Below are 16,011 nucleotides of genomic sequence, written 5' to 3' on the forward strand. Positions count from 1 at the left end.
GAACCAAAAAATCAAGACGATTTTGAACTCGCTGAACGCTCAAACAAAAAATCGTCAGTGGGTGCACCTGGCATTTGTGCTCTCTTCATTGCCTCCTGCCGCAATACATTTTTTTGAGTAAACTTTCGGTGAAATTATTTCAATGATTTTAGCCTTTTGGAGGCTTTTTCACAGTTAAAGGATCAAGGCTTTTTCGTAGTTTGTTCTTACAACAAGTCAATCATAATTTTAAATTTCTAATTTTTAATTTGGCGCGGCTCATTATCTCTACTGATGAATTTGGTCATCCAGAGGCCTTTTAGGAGTTTTAAACCTCCTAAGCCAGTTGCTGCGCCTCTAGTGTTTTAGCCAGCTTTCTGGTAGTTCCTGTGGAGTACTGCCGTCTTTGCTGTAGGTAAGTTTTAGGGTGTAACCGCCGCCTCCTTCTATAAAGTCTAAGGCGATGGGTTGCAAGCCTTTTGTGAGCGCCACTTGTCCGCTTTTTTCTATGGCGGAGTGCAGGCCGTCGTTGTCTACGACCATGCGGTCTGCTATGCGTAAGATGCCGCCATCGTCACAGGTCAGGTAGAAGGTGTAGATGCCTGTTTCCGGTATATCTAGGTAGCCGCGGAACTGCACGCCAAATTTATCAGCTTTTGCCTGTGGTGGCACCTGCACTGTTTTTACCGTAACCGTATTCTTGTTGCCTGCTGTCTTGGATATATCGTCGGCCGATTTAAAGGAGCCAGCTACATAGGTGGCCTGTAAACCAGCTTTTGTGGCAGTGGCTTTAGCTGGTGCGGCATAGTTTTGCTTTTTGTAATTGACAGTGTAAGTATCTCCTTTTAAACCTTCCGGCGTAAAGGCTGCGAGTTTGATAGTGGCTGTCTGCGTAATCGGGAGTGGCTTGTCGAGCACTGGAGAAGTGTTGCCTGGTAAGCTGCCATCGGTGGTGTAGCGGATAGTAAGGTTATCGAGTGGCTTTTCTACCTGCAACGTTGCCTGGTCTACAAACACACTTTCTTCTGAAAAACCAGTCAGGTCTGGCACGCGGTAGTGTACATCCAGCGCGGCTAATCGTTTGTAATGCTCCTTTAGCCTGGCCTGGTAACCGAGGTAGTCTTTTTTGTTGGTCCAGACTACTTCGGCCAGCGCTGTCATGCGGGGCATATACATGTACTCGGCCCTGTTTTCGGATGGGATATATTCGGTCCAGATATTGGCCTGGGCTCCAAGCACCAGTTTTGCTTCTGCTGTGTTTAAACCATCTGGAATTACCTGAAAATCATAAACCTTTGCGAGTGAGTTTTTGTCTGGCAAGGCATCGAAGTAAAGTGTGTTCACTGGTGTCATGATGATTTGGTTGCCGTTTTTAGCGGCTTTGAGTGGGGCATCTGCTTCCCAACTGCGCCAGTACATTACTACTGCCGAAGGATTTACGCCGCCATCCAGCATTTCGTCCCAGCCAATGAGCTTTTTGTTTTTCGACTGCAGAAATTTTTCGATGCGGTGCACAAAATAACTCTGCAATTCATTTACATCTTTTAAACCTTCTTTCTGCATCAGCTCTTTGCAAGCTGCCGATTGTGTCCAGGTTGTTTTTTCAACTTCATCGGCTCCTATGTGCAGGTACTGGCTTGGGAACAGATCAGCTATTTCAGTAAGTACAGCTTCTGCAAACGTAAAGGTGCTCTCGTTGCACGGGCAAACGGGAATAGAAAAATCTTTGCCCCAACCTGTTTTTTCATCGCAAGCCAGAAACGGATAGGCATTTATGGCAGCCATCATGTGGCCCGGCATATCTATTTCCGGAATAATTTCGATGTGTTTAGAAGCAGCGTAGCTGATGATCTCCTTCATCTCTGCCTGCGTGTAAAAGCCACCATACATGATTTTGCCATTGCGCTGCACCAGGTGCTTCTCCTCCAAGGCAAAATCGGGGTTCTCTTTCGATTTGGCAATCACAACAGAATCGTGGTTGTTGAACGTGCGCCAGGCACCTTCCTCTGTCAGCTTCGGGTATTTTTTGATTTCAATGCGCCAGCCCTGGTCATCGGTCAGGTGTAGGTGAAGCTTATTGAACTTGTAGAGCGCCAGCAGGTCGATATATTTCCGCAGGTAATCGGTAGAAAAGAAATGGCGGGAAACATCTAAATGCATGCCGCGCCAGTCAAATGCCGGCTGATCTTTTATTTGTAAAGCAGGTAGCACAAGCTGTTGCTGCTGCTTTTTTTCGATAGTACTTGGCAGCAATTGCCGCAGCGTCTGGATGGCCCGGAACATGCCTGCAGGTTCTTTGGCGGCTAGTGTAACTTGTGCTGGTGTTACCGTTAAATGGTAGCCTTCCGGCGCTGTAATAGTTTTGTCGTACTGCAGCAAAATGCTGTTGTTGCTTGCCTTTTTTGTGGTTGTTAATTTTTTGCCAAGTCCATTGCTTAGCAGCTCCTGCAACTGCCCCGCTTCTTTCTGAAATAGGCCAGCTTCTTTTGGTAAGGCTAATTTTGTGCTGCCTGTAATCATAAAGCTTCCCGCCTGCGGAACCAGCGATTCAGGATAGGGGATAAGTGCATGTTGGGCTGTTGGTGCTTGTTGCTGTGCAACGGCAGCAAAACTACAGGCAAACAGCAGGAGCAGGCAATAAAGGCTTTTCATAAAGGAGTTTGTTTTGGTTAACCAAAGCCTTGACTCTTTTCAAGTCTAATATGCTTTGGAAGGGTATTTTTATTAGAATAATTGCTGGTTAGTGATGGTTTTATTGTTTAATGGTTAATTTGAGAGTGAAGGGTAAATTAAGAATTTCCACTTATGTCTCAGGCCAATCTCAATCTAGTTTCTTTAGCTTTTACCCAATTCTTCAACTTTCCCAACTTTGTCATCCTGAAAGAATCTTGTGGGCGAGATCCGAAAGCAATATTTTTTGTTGTTTAAGTTCGCATAGCTGCTTTTCTTGCTTTTTTGAGACTGTAGCTGTTTCATTGCCTGCTTTCTTGTTCTTTTTGTCTTGATACAAAAAGAACCAAAAAAATCAAGACGATTTTGAACTCGCTGAACGCTCAAACAAAAAATCGTCAACGGGTGCACCTGGCAAAGGTGTTCGCTCTGTAGCTACTTGCAGCAATACATTGTTTGATATTAGCTTTCCTTTCTTTCGGTGTAATTATTCTAATGATTTTTGTCTTCCGGAGACTTTTTGAGGTTAAGTGATCTAAGGGTTAAGACACCTTTTTCTTAATCTTCCATTCTAAATCTACTAAAACAACCATTAAACAACTAAACCTTTTAGCAATCAACAGTTAGAAATCAACAACTAATAACCTAGCAATCAATCATAAAAGAAAAGTCATGCGTCCTGTGTCCAAAGTCCTGTGTCTCCCAAGAATTACTGCTTCGTACTGATCACCTGTTTCTCCACGTTCCAGCCTTCTATGGTAACGGCTGGTAGGGAGCCATCGGCGGCAGGTGTGTATTCCATAGTGATCACTTTCTTTTCGCCTGGAACTACTGAAATGTAATTGTCGCTGTAGAACACGGGCAGTAGGCGCTGCTGCGTTTTAGCATCGACAAGAGCAAGCCTGTTGAAGAAGGCTACTGTGTTGGTGGCTGGGTTGGTAACGGTTACCTCTATTTTGCCTTTTGCAGTTTGCTGCGCCTCCAACTTTATAGTTGCTTTGGGCATTTCCTTTAAGCCGCTATATTCTCCTTTGGCATCTGGTAGCCAGTAAAAGTTATCGCTAATCACCTGCTTGTTCAGGTCCAGCAGCTGCAACGACAGGAACATACCTTTGTCTTGAGCCAGTTTTTTGATGGCAGCATTTACAGGTATGTATTTCTTGGCCATAGAGGGATTGATCTCGGAAATTACCTGGCCCATCGATGTTTTTTTACCTGCCATGTCGTAAGCGTTTACCACCAGCATCATGTCCCGTTTCATCTCAAAGGTGTTGTTCACCATCATCACCATACTGTCTACGGGGTCGTACATCACATGAAGCGGTTCACCTCCAGTACGCAATCCGTAGAGGCAGGCATTCGGGTCGAGGTAGTAATCGTACATCTGCCCGCGCATGGCAGTCCAGGGGTTTTGCGTTTTCCAGATGATGGTGCCGGTGTACCAGTCCCACATGTGCGAGCTGAAGCCTTCCATCAGGGCTCTGTACTGGTCGTAGTTTACTAACTGTGCTTTGGTGGCAAAGTCTTTTACATCTTTGGGCGCACCATAGGGGAGTATGTGGTGTTCGTAGCCAACGCCGGTGTAGGTGTGGTATTCCCAAACAGAATCCACTTTCTCAGAAGGTTTTTTGTCAGCACCCAGGAATTGCGGTGCCACCAGGTTCTCTTTTGGAATGAAACGCACCAGAGATTCGTAGTCGCCCACACCTACTGAACCCACCTCAGAGTTAAAAGGATAAGTTTTAAAGGCCCAGAATTTATCAATAGGTTGTATAGTATAAGGCCCGTCGCCGTTGCCGCCCAACGTATTGTAAGACATGCTGTCGGAGTTGGAGTAGGGGATAAACCAACGGGTTCCGTCGAGGCTTGGCAGGATAGAATCTTCTAAAGCTGTGAGAATATCTTTGGGAGGTGTAATTTCGTTGCCGCCGCACCACATGGCCAGCGAGGCAAAATTACGAACCATTTTTACCTGGTCGGCCGCAGATTTTATAAACAGTTGATGATCGTCCGGGTACTGGCGGCGTGTCCACTGGTCCTCCAACTTTAGTGGATCGATCCAGCGGCCGTTGGCATCGCCCGACATCCAGAAGTCCTGAATCACGAGCAAACCATACTTATCGCAGGCAAGGTAAAACTCCGGGCGCTCCACCAGAGCACCTCCCCAAATCCGGATCAGGTTCAGGTTCATGTCGCGGTGGTAGCGAATTTCGGCATCGTAACGGGCATCTGTAAAGCGGAGCATGGCATCCGATATAATCCAGTTGCCGCCTTTTATAAATACCTTTTGCCCGTTAACCTTTACCTGCTTGCTTTGGGTTTTGTCGTTCCATTCAGTTTGAATTTCTCTAACACCTACCTGCACCGTTTCCTCATCCGATATCGTTTTGCCTTTCACCAGGAACTGTAGCTTCAGTTGATACAGGTTTTGCGGTCCGTAGCCGTTTGGCCACCATAGCTTCGGGTTTTGTAAGGTTAAATCTTTTAAGCTGATCTGTTGTGTAGAGCGTGCCGGTATACTCACTTTCTGCGATACTGTTTGCCCGTCCAGCGTATATTGGAGTGTACCGCTTACTGTTTTTGAAGTAGGATTTTCTAATTCGGCAGATACTTTGATGGTGGCAGGTTGTTGCGGCCCTTCTGGTTTTCGAACGCCGGGCACCAGAGTAATAACGTGCGGGTTCTTCAGGTTAACCTGTTTTGTTTTTTCGATAGTCACCTTGTCCCAAATACCAGTGTTGCGGTCACGGATAGGCTGAATCCAATCCCAGCCAGCCACATACTGGTGCGAAACATTTTTGGCTATGGTGCCATCGCCGGCTTGTCCGCCATTGGGGTTGCCAACCGGGTCGGGCGGGTAAACAATTACGGCGAGCCTGTTATTGCCATCTTTGGACAGGTGAGGCGTAACGTTGTAGGTTTGCCGCAGAAACATGCCGTAATGCGTTTTATCGTTTAGCTTCTGCCCGTTCAGAAATACCTCGCAGCTGTAGTTTACGCCCCTTAAGTGCAGCCACACCTGCTCATCATCAGAAGGAGTTGCTTCTTTAAAATCTTTCACGAACCAATAGGTGTAGTAGTCTCTGCCCGTGTGGTAAATGTCCGGAATGCGCTTATTGTTCATCCCGTAAAACGGGTCTGGAATTTCCTTGTTTTCCAGTTGGGTGGTTAACACAGTACCCGGAACAACGGCAGGTTGCCAGCCAGCTAAATTATGTGAAGGTTGTGAGAGGCTCTGCCCGTTTACAGTCACTTTTGTTTTTGGCATACACTTCCAGTCTGTATTAAGCTCATAAGTATTTTGAGCGGCTACAGGACCGGCTATAGAAAAAAGAAAGACAAAAAGAATGGAAAGTTTAAACTTCATAAGGTAAAAAGTTTGACAAAAGCTTTGTTACTTCATTTAGGTGAGCAGACGGTAAAAGAGGCATACCCGTAAACAGGACCTTCGCCTCTATCTTCTTATTTTATGTCCTACACTTCCGTAAAACCATAAAAATAAGTAGCAGGGTATTACAAGCCAGTAAGCCTGTTGCGGGTTAAATTCATCTGCCAGGTAGCCATAGATAAGTGGTAAAACAGCACCGCCTGCAATGGCCATGATCAGGAAGGAAGAACCGATTTTGGTAAACCTGCCCAAGCCCGCAATGGCAAGTGGCCAGATGGCAGGAAAAACAAGTGAGTTAGCCAAGCCCAGTAGTGAGATAAAAAGAACAGAGGTGTAGCCAGTGGTAAAAATGGCTCCCAAACCAAATAGTGCACCTGTGATTGCCGATATCTGCAAAGCTCTTTCTTGTGTTATGTACTTCGGGATAGTAACAATGCCGATAAGGTAACCCACAATCATGGCTCCAAGTGTAAGCGAGGTAAAGAACTTAGCCGTAGACAAGGCAATGCCTTGAGAGGCACCATAGCTTATGATTGTATCGCCTGCCATTACTTCCACACCTACATATAGGAACATAGCCAAAGCACCCAACATTAACTGAGGAAACTGGAGAATGCTGGTTTTGCTGGTATTCGCTGCCGCCACAGTTTCATCTTCGTGGTCGGTATCGATTTCGGGTAGCGAAGAAAGGTAAATTAGCACAGCCAATAGTACCAGCACAGCTGTCATAATGATATAAGGTGTAATAACGCGTTCAGCAAGTGCGTTCAGTTCCATTGCTTTCTGAGCCAAGTCCATATGAGCCAGTCGGTCTACCAGGGCATCAGCATCTTTTAAGGCAATGGCTCCTAAAATGATAGGGGCAAGTGCTCCGGCTATTTTGTTGCAGATACCCATAATGCTGATGCGCCGGGCGGCACTTTCCCGCGGCCCCAGAATGGTAATGTATGGGTTAGCAGCTGTTTGCAAAACAGCAAGGCCAGTGCCTTGTATAAACAGACCCAGCAAAAATAAGCTGTAGGTCCGCGTCATGGCGGCAGGTAAAAACACCAACGCGCCTATTGCCATTACCACCAAACCTGCCGACATGCCCTTTTTAAAGCCTGTAACTTTAAGTACCCAGGCTGAGGGAATGGCCATAACTAAGTAAGAAATGTAAAAGGCGAAGGCCACCATATAAGACTCAAAGTTGTTTAATTCGCACGCAATTTTGAGGTAGGGAATTAAAACAGAGTTGAGCCAGGTGACAAAACCAAATATGAAGAAAAGTGCGCCGATAATAATAATCGACCGGATTTGAGTAGTAGAGGTAGTCGTTTCTGGTGACTTGTCTTGTGCAGATGGAGCTCTTTTTAACATAATTTAATTTTCTTAAGTCAGCAATTAATTTGCATACAATAGGGAAGTGTTCTTTCTCAACCATAACAGGTATGAGAAACGACTTTATGATACATTTTTCAGTTTCCTGCAGGAGAAAATAATCATGATTTTCTCCTGCAGGAAATTGCTTTTACTTCACTACAATTTCATCAATAAACAGCCAGGTGCTTGGAGTTTCAGTGTCTGGTGCCTGCGCGTTTTTGGCAGTTACTTTCACAAATCTAGCTTTTGTTTTAGGCGCGTCTGCCGTGTATTCTTTTATAAAAGATCCTTTTTGTTCAGTGTCTGCACCCGTAGTTATTGTTTTGAGCTTCTTGTACTTCTTTCCGTTTCTGGAAATCTCATAGGTGATGGTAGTTGGTAAAAATATTTTATCGAAATCGTATTGTAGGTAAGAGCTGCTGATGCTCGTAATGGGCATCTCTTTCTGCAGGTCTATCACTACTTCGAGATCGGAGCCTAAGAATCCGAGCCATTGGCCATCGGTATGGCTTTTAGAGCCGGATAGTCCGTTTACCAGTGTTACTGGTCCTTCTCCCTGGTAGGCCTGGTATGGCTGGTTCTTTAGCTTTACCGGTTTGGCAAAAGCCTTGTGCACCTCAAAGGTGGAGGTACTTACTTTGCCCGCTACCTTGCCATCGGCAAAGGTAGCCGCTTTTACCACAGCAGAAGTTTTGAGCGGGAAAGGCGCTGTGTAAGGCTGCGATTTAGGTGTTGGCTCAGAGCCATCTAAGGTGTAAAATATTTGCGGACTAGCAACATCTGTTTGGAAGCTAACAATAGCAGCTTGTTGGGTAGTATCCGTCGTTATTTTCTGCCTTACGTTGAAGGAGCTTTTGGCGTAGTTAGCGCCCATGGCATCGTAGCGCTTGTACTGCTGCTGCATCCTTACTGTAAAATCGTCCCAGTTTTTCTGCTTGGCAGGTGTCCATAATACTTCAGAAAGCGCTGACATACGTGGTAGCACCATATACTCCACATGATCTGTGGTAGGAATGTATTCAGTCCAGAGGTTGGCCTGGGCTCCGAGTATGTATTTCTTCTCGCTTTCTGAAAGGTCTGCAGGAGTGGGTTCAAATGCATATACTTTTCGGAGGGGAGTATATCCGCCTATAGATACCGGCTCTAAACTGGCTTCGCCTTGGTAATGATCGAAGTAAACATGTGAGCCGGGTGTCATGACTACATAATGCTTTTGCTTAGCTGCTGCTATACCGCCTTCGGTACCTCGCCACGACATAACGTAAGCATTTGGTGCTAGCCCACCCTCCAAAATTTCGTCCCAGCCTATAATGGTTCTTCCTTTTGAGTTCAGGAATTTCTCCATGCGTTGCACAAAGTAACTCTGCAGCTCGTGCTCGTCCTTCAGGTTTTCATCGGCGATGCGTTTCTGGCATTTAGGGCATTCTTCCCAGCGCACTTTCGGTGACTCATCGCCGCCTATATGAATGATCTTGCTTGGGAACAAAGCGATTACCTCTGTCAGTACATCTTCCAGAAAATGAAATGTTTGCTCGTTGCCGGCACAAAACACATCGTCGAATACACCCCACAGCTGCTCTACTTTAAATGGCCCGCCTGTGCACGAAAGCTCAGGGTAAGCAGTAAGCGCAGCTACTGCGTGGCCCGGCATTTCTATTTCAGGAACAACAGTTATATAGCGGTCCTGGGCATATTTTACTACTTCTTTTATTTGCTCCTGGGTGTAGAAGCCGCCGTAGCGCTTGTTATCGAACTGGTGTGGTTGGTCGCTGTAGTGGCCTATCAAGGTGCCATCGCGCCAGCCACCAACTTCCGTTAGCTTCGGATACTTTTTGATCTCGATGCGCCAGCCCTGGTCATCGGTCAGGTGCCAGTGGAAGGTGTTCATCTTGTGCATCGCCAGGTAGTCGATGTATTTTTTAACGAACTCCATGGGGAAGAAATGACGCGTCACATCGAGGTGCATGCCGCGCCAGGAATATCGTGGCTTGTCTGCAATTTCCACGGCTGGTAGGCTCACCATGGTAGCAGCTCCCATGGTGGGCATGAGCTGTCGTATAGTTTGCGTTCCCAGAAATACCCCTTGTGGGGTATTAGCCACCAAAACCACCTGCGACGGCTGTACCTTTAGGCTATAACCTTCCTGACCTAAGGTATCTATAGGCTGGGTAAGTGTCAGGTAAATATAGTTCTCGCTCTTTTCGTCCGGTTTTTTCTGCAGCACCTCCGGCGCAATGGCCGACACTTTTTTAAACTCCTCTGCCAACGCCAAACCAATAGCCTTTAGCTGATCGTTTTTAGGATCAACATAAATTTTGGTGGTGCTTTTAACCACAAAATTCCCGTTTTGCTGTGTAAGCTTCACTGGTTTAGGAATAACGGATATTGTTTGCTGCCTGGCACTGCTTTGCTGAGCGTATGTAGCCGGTACAGCGCTACTAAAAAAATGTGCAACACTTAAAATGGTGGCCAGCGATGCGAAAGCTTTTCTGATTGACATGCTATACATTTTGAAGTTCGGATCTGTTTTTTTGTCTCATGTGGCAGAGAGCTGCAGCTCCTAGGATGGCTACATTTTTTAAAGAAGAAGGCGCTACCACAAGCCGGTCTGTTATAGATTTAAATGGAAACTGCTCTATGCTGGCATGCATGGCCTCCTTATAATAGAGGTAACCGCTACTTGCCGAACCTCCTAAAAAGATAGCCTCAGGCGAAATGGCATACAAAATAATCTTTATGGCATCGCCTAAATGTCTGCCAAATTGGGCAAAAGCTTCGAGTGCTTTGGTATCTCCGTTTCTGGCGAGAACTTGCATTTTGTGGCCCGGTATACCGTACTGTTTCATGAAGAACTTGCCGCTGCAGTAGTCTTCTATCGTTTGGTCGAGGTAAGGTATGCCGCCAAACTCCCCGGCGCTGGAGAGGGTTCCCGTGTAGAGTCTGTTATTGAGAATAATGCCTGCCCCAAAGCCGGTCCCGAGTGTAATGCCGACTACGTTACTAAACTCTTTTGCTTTCCCGTAAATTTTCTCCCCGAGTACAAAAGAATTAGCATCGTTCGTAATAAAAACAGGCTTTCCCAGCCTGCTTTCCAGGAATTGCTTTAGGTGCACTTCTCTCCAAGATGGTATGTTCTGAACATTTAGCACAATGCCATTCGGCTCATCAACTAAGCCTGGTACACCTATGCCAATACTTGCCACATCCTGATCTAACAGCTTTTCTATGTTTTCTGCCAATTCAGCCAATATCTGCTCTTTGGGAGCATGCGCAGATGTTTCGAGCCGTATTTCATCCAGTATGCACTCGTCCTGAACCACACCAATATGCATTTTGGTGCCTCCAATGTCTATCCCAATAAGTTTTTGCTTTCCCATAAAATTTTGCCTCCGTGCCATGAGTTTAGAAGTGGCAGAGGAATAATAAATAATAGTGTTAATTCGGTATCGCTACTTGTTTCTGCAAGTGCCTTCTTACCTATGGCCTTTTAAATAAGCGGAAGCTGCCGAAGTGTTAGAACTTCCACCGTACAAAAGCCTCCATGGCTTCGTAATTTGCCAGACCTAAATTATCGTACATGGCGGCTGTTTCTCTGTTCCGGTCTTCGGCCCTCATCCAGAACTCCCGGGCATCTTCTCCAGGAAAAACAGGTGTATCTTTCTGGGATTGGTGCTTAAAGATCGCATTTCGTTTTCTTTCCACCTCCTGTGGCGAAAGTGGCACGGCCATTTCTATTTCATGTGTTTCAAATTCGTGCCAGGCGCCACGGTACATCCAGAGCCAGCAGTCGTTTGTCCATTTCTCGGTCTGGCGCAACCTGTTCATGGCTTCTAAAATAATATTGAAGCAAACTATGTGTGTTCCGTGCGGATCGGCAAAGTCGCCGGCAGCAAATATTTGGTGCGGTTGTACCTTCTGCAAAAGCTCCATGGTCAGTTCCACATCTTCATCCGTAACGGTGTTCTTTTGTGTTTTGCCTGTTTCGTAGAAGGGGAGCGCCATAAAGTGAATATGGTCGTCGGCCAGGCCGGCATAACGTGCACCTGCTATCGCTTCGGTTTTACGGATAAAGCCTTTTACATTCCGTATCTCCTGGGTGTCGACCTGGTTAGGCTGCTTTGTTTCTATAAAGCTGCGCATATCGCCGTAGATCTTTTGTAAATGGCTACTGTCTTTGCCTATGCTTTCGTTAAAATCGATGGCAAATTCCATGTAGCGCAGTACATCGTCGTCCCAAACGGCGGTGTTGCCGGAGGTTTGGTAAGCTACATGTACATCGTGCCCCTGGTCGGCCAACCTGATAAAAGTGCCACCCATTGAGATTACATCATCGTCGGGGTGGGGAGAGAATATGATAACACGTTTTTTCTCAGGCTGGGCGCGTTCCGGACGTTGCTGGTTGTCTGATCCGGGCTTGCCGCCAGGCCAGCCTGTAATGGTACGCTGCAGCTTATTAAATACGTCGATGTTAATGTTGTAGGCAGGTCCTTTTTCAGTGGCCAGTTGGGCCATGCCATGGTTGTTATAGTCTTCGTCGGTGAGTTTCAGAATAGGCCTTTTCACCGTGTTCGATAACCAGATTACTGCTTTCTTAATTAGCTGTTCGTCCCATTCGCAATCCTTAACAAGCCACGGCGTATTAAAGCGAGTCAGTTCAGAGGCTGCATCTTTATCTAGTACAAACTCAACGTTTTCGGAGAGCTGCAGGTAAGTAGCAGGTACTTCGCTGGAAATTTCGCCTTCTACCGCTTTTTTAATGATGGGGGCTTTCTTCCCATTCCAGGCCATCAAAATAATTTCCCGGGCCTTAAAAATGGTGCCGATGCCCATGGTAATGGCCTTGGTAGGCACATTTTCTTTACCGCCAAAGTCACGGGAGGCATCTCGGCGTGTGAGATCATTCAAGGTTACCAACCTTGTGCCGGAGTTAGGTGCGGAGCCTGGCTCGTTAAAGCCGATGTGCCCGGTTCGGCCTATGCCTAAGATTTGCAAGTCTAAACCTCCGAGTTGTTCTATCTTTCGCTCATACACCAGGCAGTAAGCGTGCAATTCTTCCTGAGGCAGGGTGCCGTCCGGAATATGGATGTTGGCCCGCGAAATGTCGATGTGGTTGAACAGGTTCTCGTACATAAAGGTCACGTAGCTTTGCTGTGCGGTAGCCTGCATCGGATAGTATTCGTCCAGGTTAAAGGTAACCACATTTTTAAAGCTCAGGCCTTCCTCGCGGTGCAGCCTAACTAGCTCTGCATACACCTTTAGTGGCGTAACTCCGGTAGCCAGGCCCAGTACTGCCAGTTCTCCCTTGGTTTGTTTCTGACGAATAAGCGAGGCAATGCGCTGTGCCACCGCTTTAGAGGCAATCTGTTGATTCTCATATACCGTTACCGGTACTTTTTCAAAGCGAGTCTCCTCTAATAAATTTAATCGTGCCATTTTAAATACTTATATTATTCAATGATAAACATTTGGCTTTAGGTATGTCTACTGTATGTACTACCAGCTAAGTGCAAAAGAAGCTTGCCGCTTGCCAGGCGAAACGAGTAATTATGCTAATGAAAAAGGCCTTCCGGAGGCATTTCCTTGTTTTTCTGATTAGGGTTCTAAGCTACATCTTCTCATTTAGTGTAGCTACTTGCTTTTTCAAGCAGCTTTCTTGCAGCCTTATGACTCCAGGTGTCCCTCAAAAACATTCTCCATTACCGTAGCCACAGAGCCCATTATTGCTGCGTCTTTTCCTAGCTCCGATACAGCTATGGTTACCTTTTCGCGCAGCTGCGACATGCAATAGGCATTAATGGAGTGCTGTATCGGGGTAGTAATAAACTGTTTTGCTTCCGCTATCTTTCCTCCAAGAATGATTAGCTCCGGGTTAAATAACTGAATGAGAATGGCAATGCCTTTGCCAAGGTTCATGCCTACCTCCGAGAGTATGTTGATGGCAAACTGATCGCCGTTGTTGGCGGCATCAATTACGTGCTGCGGTTCAAGGTGCTCTAGTTCCTCTTCAGATAATTTGTTCAACAAAGAGTTTTGTCCTGCTTGTATGCCTTCTCTGGTCTTTTTTACCAGCGCAATGCCTGAGGCCACGGTTTCCAGGCAACCCCGCTTTCCGCAATGGCAGAGCGCTCCTTCGTCTATTAAGGGGATGTGTCCAAACTCACCTGCAAACCCAGATGTGCCGCTGCGCAATTTGCCATCCAGCATTATGCCCATACCAATTCCCCAATCCATGGAAAGTACCAACACATCTCTTCTGCCGTTGGCTAGCCCAAAATGATACTCTGCCAGGGTGGCGCTTTTAACGTCGTTCTGAAGATAGACTGGCTTTTCGAATTGACGTTCCAGTATTTGCTGTAGCGAATCTGCTGTTTGCGAAGTAAGCAGATAGGTGTTGTTGTTGCCTTCTTTCGAAGCTACCAAACCCGGCATGCTAAACCCGATACCGACTAGTTTATTTTTGTCTATTCCGGATGAAAGTAAGAGTTGGTCTGCGTACTGATACAGCTCTTCTAAGACACGGAGGTCTTTGGTTATTTCTATTGGATAAGTTTTTACTCCTGTTATAGCATTGTTGTTATTATCGAAAATGGCAATGCGGGTTTTAAAGCGATCCATATGGATGCTCATCACAAACAACGAGTTGTCGCGCAGGCCATATAGCTCTGGCTTACGGCCGCCCACAGACTTACCTCTGCCTTGTTTCTCTATCAAGCCCTCACCAATAAGCTCACCTAGCAAGGCCATGCTGGTAGGGGAGCTTATTTTAAAGCGGGTGCAAATGTCGGCATTGGTTTTAGCTCCTTTAACATACAAGTACTTTATGATCTTAAGCTTCTGTAGATGCTTCTTGCGCTCAATGTTATTGAGCCTGTCGAGGTGGCTATCTTCCAGGGCTATTAATGAATTCATGCTGCGCTATTGTTAAGGATACCTTAAATAAATAAAAAAAAATGTAAATGAAAAGAACTTTTGTAAAAATTTTACAAAACTATTTGTGAATAGCCTAAATAGTGCTTTAACAACAAGGTTGTTATTTTTATTTTATAATTTTATGGAGGAAATTTAGGTTTATTCAAAGTGTTTATGGCAGATACCAGTAAATAGCTGTCTGCCAGACCTGATGAGAAGCTGCAGCCGGTACCAGTTCCTGGAATTGGCAATGGCCATTAAGTTTTTTCTTAAAACTTAATGGTTGCTTTAGAAGCGTGCTGCTGTATTGCTGTTAATATTATATATAGCTTAATTTAGCGGTAATCTGGCTGGTCTAATCTTTGCTCTTAAGACAGCTTATTAGATTATTATACCCATCTTTGAAACTTTCCGCTTCTTTTGTTTGTACATTAAATGTATATACATATATTTGCAACGCATTCGACAATATAAAGAGTGAGAATAGAGGAAGAGATAAAACAGGAGCAGTTCAGAAATGAGTACCAGAAGGCCTACATTAACCTGCTGTATACTTCTTCACGGCTGCAGGTAGAGCAGGCGGCTTTGTTTAAGCCATTTGGGCTCACATTGCCGCAGTTCAACATCCTGCGCATTTTGCGTGGGCAGTACCCTAAGCCAGCCACCATTAGCCTGCTCATAGAGCGCATGATGGATAAAACATCTAACGCATCGCGAATTGTGGACAGGCTGGAGGCAAAAGAACTGGTTACCAGAAAGCAGTGCCCCGAAGACCGCAGAACAGTGGATGTGCTGATCACTGAAAAAGCCCTTGCCTTGCTTCAGAAAATGGACGAGTGCGCAGGAAGCGGGCGAACAGGCATAAACAACCTGTCGGAGACGGAAGCGCAGGAGCTTAACCGCCTATTAGATAAAATACGAGAGTAACCTAAACAACCCAACATAATAGTCAATTAAAACCAAATCCAATGAAAAAGACCGCAATTTTAGCTTCATTTGCTGCCGTACTGGCGCTTGCTGCCTGTAACGAAACTGCTAATACCACAGCAGATACTGAAACAGTTACCAGCGAAACAACTGCTGCCACAGGCGAAGGCGAAGCTTATAAAGTAGTAGCTGACCAAAGCGAAGCCAAGTGGCACGGTACCAAAGTAGCTGGTGAGCACTTCGGGACTATTGACATTAAAGACGGTGAGCTTTTAGTAGCTGATGACCGGATAACAGGTGGTGAGTTTGTTATCGACATGGCCTCTATCCAAAACACCGACATTGAAGATGCGGAGAACAATGGCAAGCTGGTAGGGCACCTGAAGTCTGACGATTTCTTTGGCGTGGAGAAATATCCAACTGCGACCTTCAAAATCAAAAGCCTTACGCCAATCGCCAATGCAGCTGCTGGCCAGCCTAACTACAACGTAGAAGGCGACCTTACCGTGAAAGAAAAAACTAACCCAGTTTCTTTCCCGGCCACTATTACAGTAGAAAATGGTGTTGCTAAAGCGAAAGCCGATGTGAAAGTAGACCGTGCTAAATACGATGTTCGTTACGGCTCTAACAGCTTCTTCGATAACCTTGGCGATAAAGCCATTTCTGATGAGTTTACTGTATCGCTGGATCTGACAGCAAGCAAATAATTAGTAACCTGTTTTCGATTTTTAGTAGCCCTGGCTCTCTTATAGAGCCAGGGTTTTTTTATAAACCAG

The 16,011-nt window shown here is 45.8% G+C and carries 9 protein-coding genes; 2 read left to right on the forward strand and 7 right to left on the reverse strand.

Features of this window, described 5'->3' with window-relative positions; all coding sequences use genetic code 11:
• Positions 1 to 336: 336 nt before the first annotated feature.
• The 7 genes from ACMA1I_RS07400 to ACMA1I_RS07430 all read right to left on the reverse strand — a co-directional run bounded on the left by ACMA1I_RS07400 (position 337) and on the right by ACMA1I_RS07430 (position 14,308).
• A complete protein-coding gene (locus ACMA1I_RS07400; protein ID WP_337067659.1) occupies positions 337 to 2,631 on the reverse strand; it encodes a family 20 glycosylhydrolase in 2,295 nt (764 codons plus the stop codon).
• A 727-nt stretch (positions 2,632 to 3,358) separates the two neighbouring features.
• The gene (locus tag ACMA1I_RS07405; protein ID WP_337067660.1) at positions 3,359 to 6,016 is read right to left on the reverse strand and encodes a glycosyl hydrolase 2 galactose-binding domain-containing protein; all 2,658 of its coding nucleotides are present in this window, start codon (positions 6,014 to 6,016) and stop codon (positions 3,359 to 3,361) included.
• An 87-nt stretch (positions 6,017 to 6,103) separates the two neighbouring features.
• On the reverse strand, positions 6,104 to 7,396 hold the full coding sequence (locus ACMA1I_RS07410; RefSeq protein ID WP_337067661.1) for a sugar MFS transporter: 1,293 nt from the start codon (positions 7,394 to 7,396) through the stop codon (positions 6,104 to 6,106).
• Positions 7,397 to 7,547: 151 nt separating this feature from the next.
• Positions 7,548 to 9,899 carry a family 20 glycosylhydrolase gene (locus ACMA1I_RS07415; protein ID WP_337067662.1) on the reverse strand — a complete coding sequence of 784 codons (2,352 nt, stop codon included), beginning with the start codon at positions 9,897 to 9,899 and terminating at the stop codon, positions 7,548 to 7,550.
• 1 nt (position 9,900) lies between these two features.
• Complete coding sequence (locus tag ACMA1I_RS07420; protein WP_337067663.1) at positions 9,901 to 10,776, reverse strand: ROK family protein; 876 nt, start codon at positions 10,774 to 10,776, stop codon at positions 9,901 to 9,903.
• Positions 10,777 to 10,912: 136 nt separating this feature from the next.
• Positions 10,913 to 12,832: a glucosamine-6-phosphate deaminase gene (nagB, locus tag ACMA1I_RS07425; RefSeq protein WP_337067664.1), complete on the reverse strand. Its 1,920-nt coding sequence runs from the start codon at positions 12,830 to 12,832 to the stop codon at positions 10,913 to 10,915.
• Between the two features lie 228 nt (positions 12,833 to 13,060).
• Positions 13,061 to 14,308, reverse strand: coding sequence for an ROK family protein (locus ACMA1I_RS07430; RefSeq protein ID WP_337067665.1), 1,248 nt, complete (start codon positions 14,306 to 14,308; stop codon positions 13,061 to 13,063).
• Between the two features lie 477 nt (positions 14,309 to 14,785).
• Between ACMA1I_RS07430 and ACMA1I_RS07435 the strand changes: the two genes are divergently transcribed.
• Together ACMA1I_RS07435 and ACMA1I_RS07440 are read left to right on the forward strand one after the other, a co-directional pair.
• Positions 14,786 to 15,235, forward strand: a complete 450-nt coding sequence (locus ACMA1I_RS07435; RefSeq protein WP_337067666.1) for a MarR family winged helix-turn-helix transcriptional regulator — start codon at positions 14,786 to 14,788, stop codon at positions 15,233 to 15,235.
• 41 nt (positions 15,236 to 15,276) lie between these two features.
• A complete protein-coding gene (locus ACMA1I_RS07440; protein ID WP_337067667.1) occupies positions 15,277 to 15,942 on the forward strand; it encodes a YceI family protein in 666 nt (221 codons plus the stop codon).
• The last annotated feature ends 69 nt before the right edge of the window (positions 15,943 to 16,011 follow it).

Source organism: Pontibacter sp. 13R65, assembly GCF_047525655.1.
Lineage (GTDB): Bacteria > Bacteroidota > Bacteroidia > Cytophagales > Hymenobacteraceae > Pontibacter.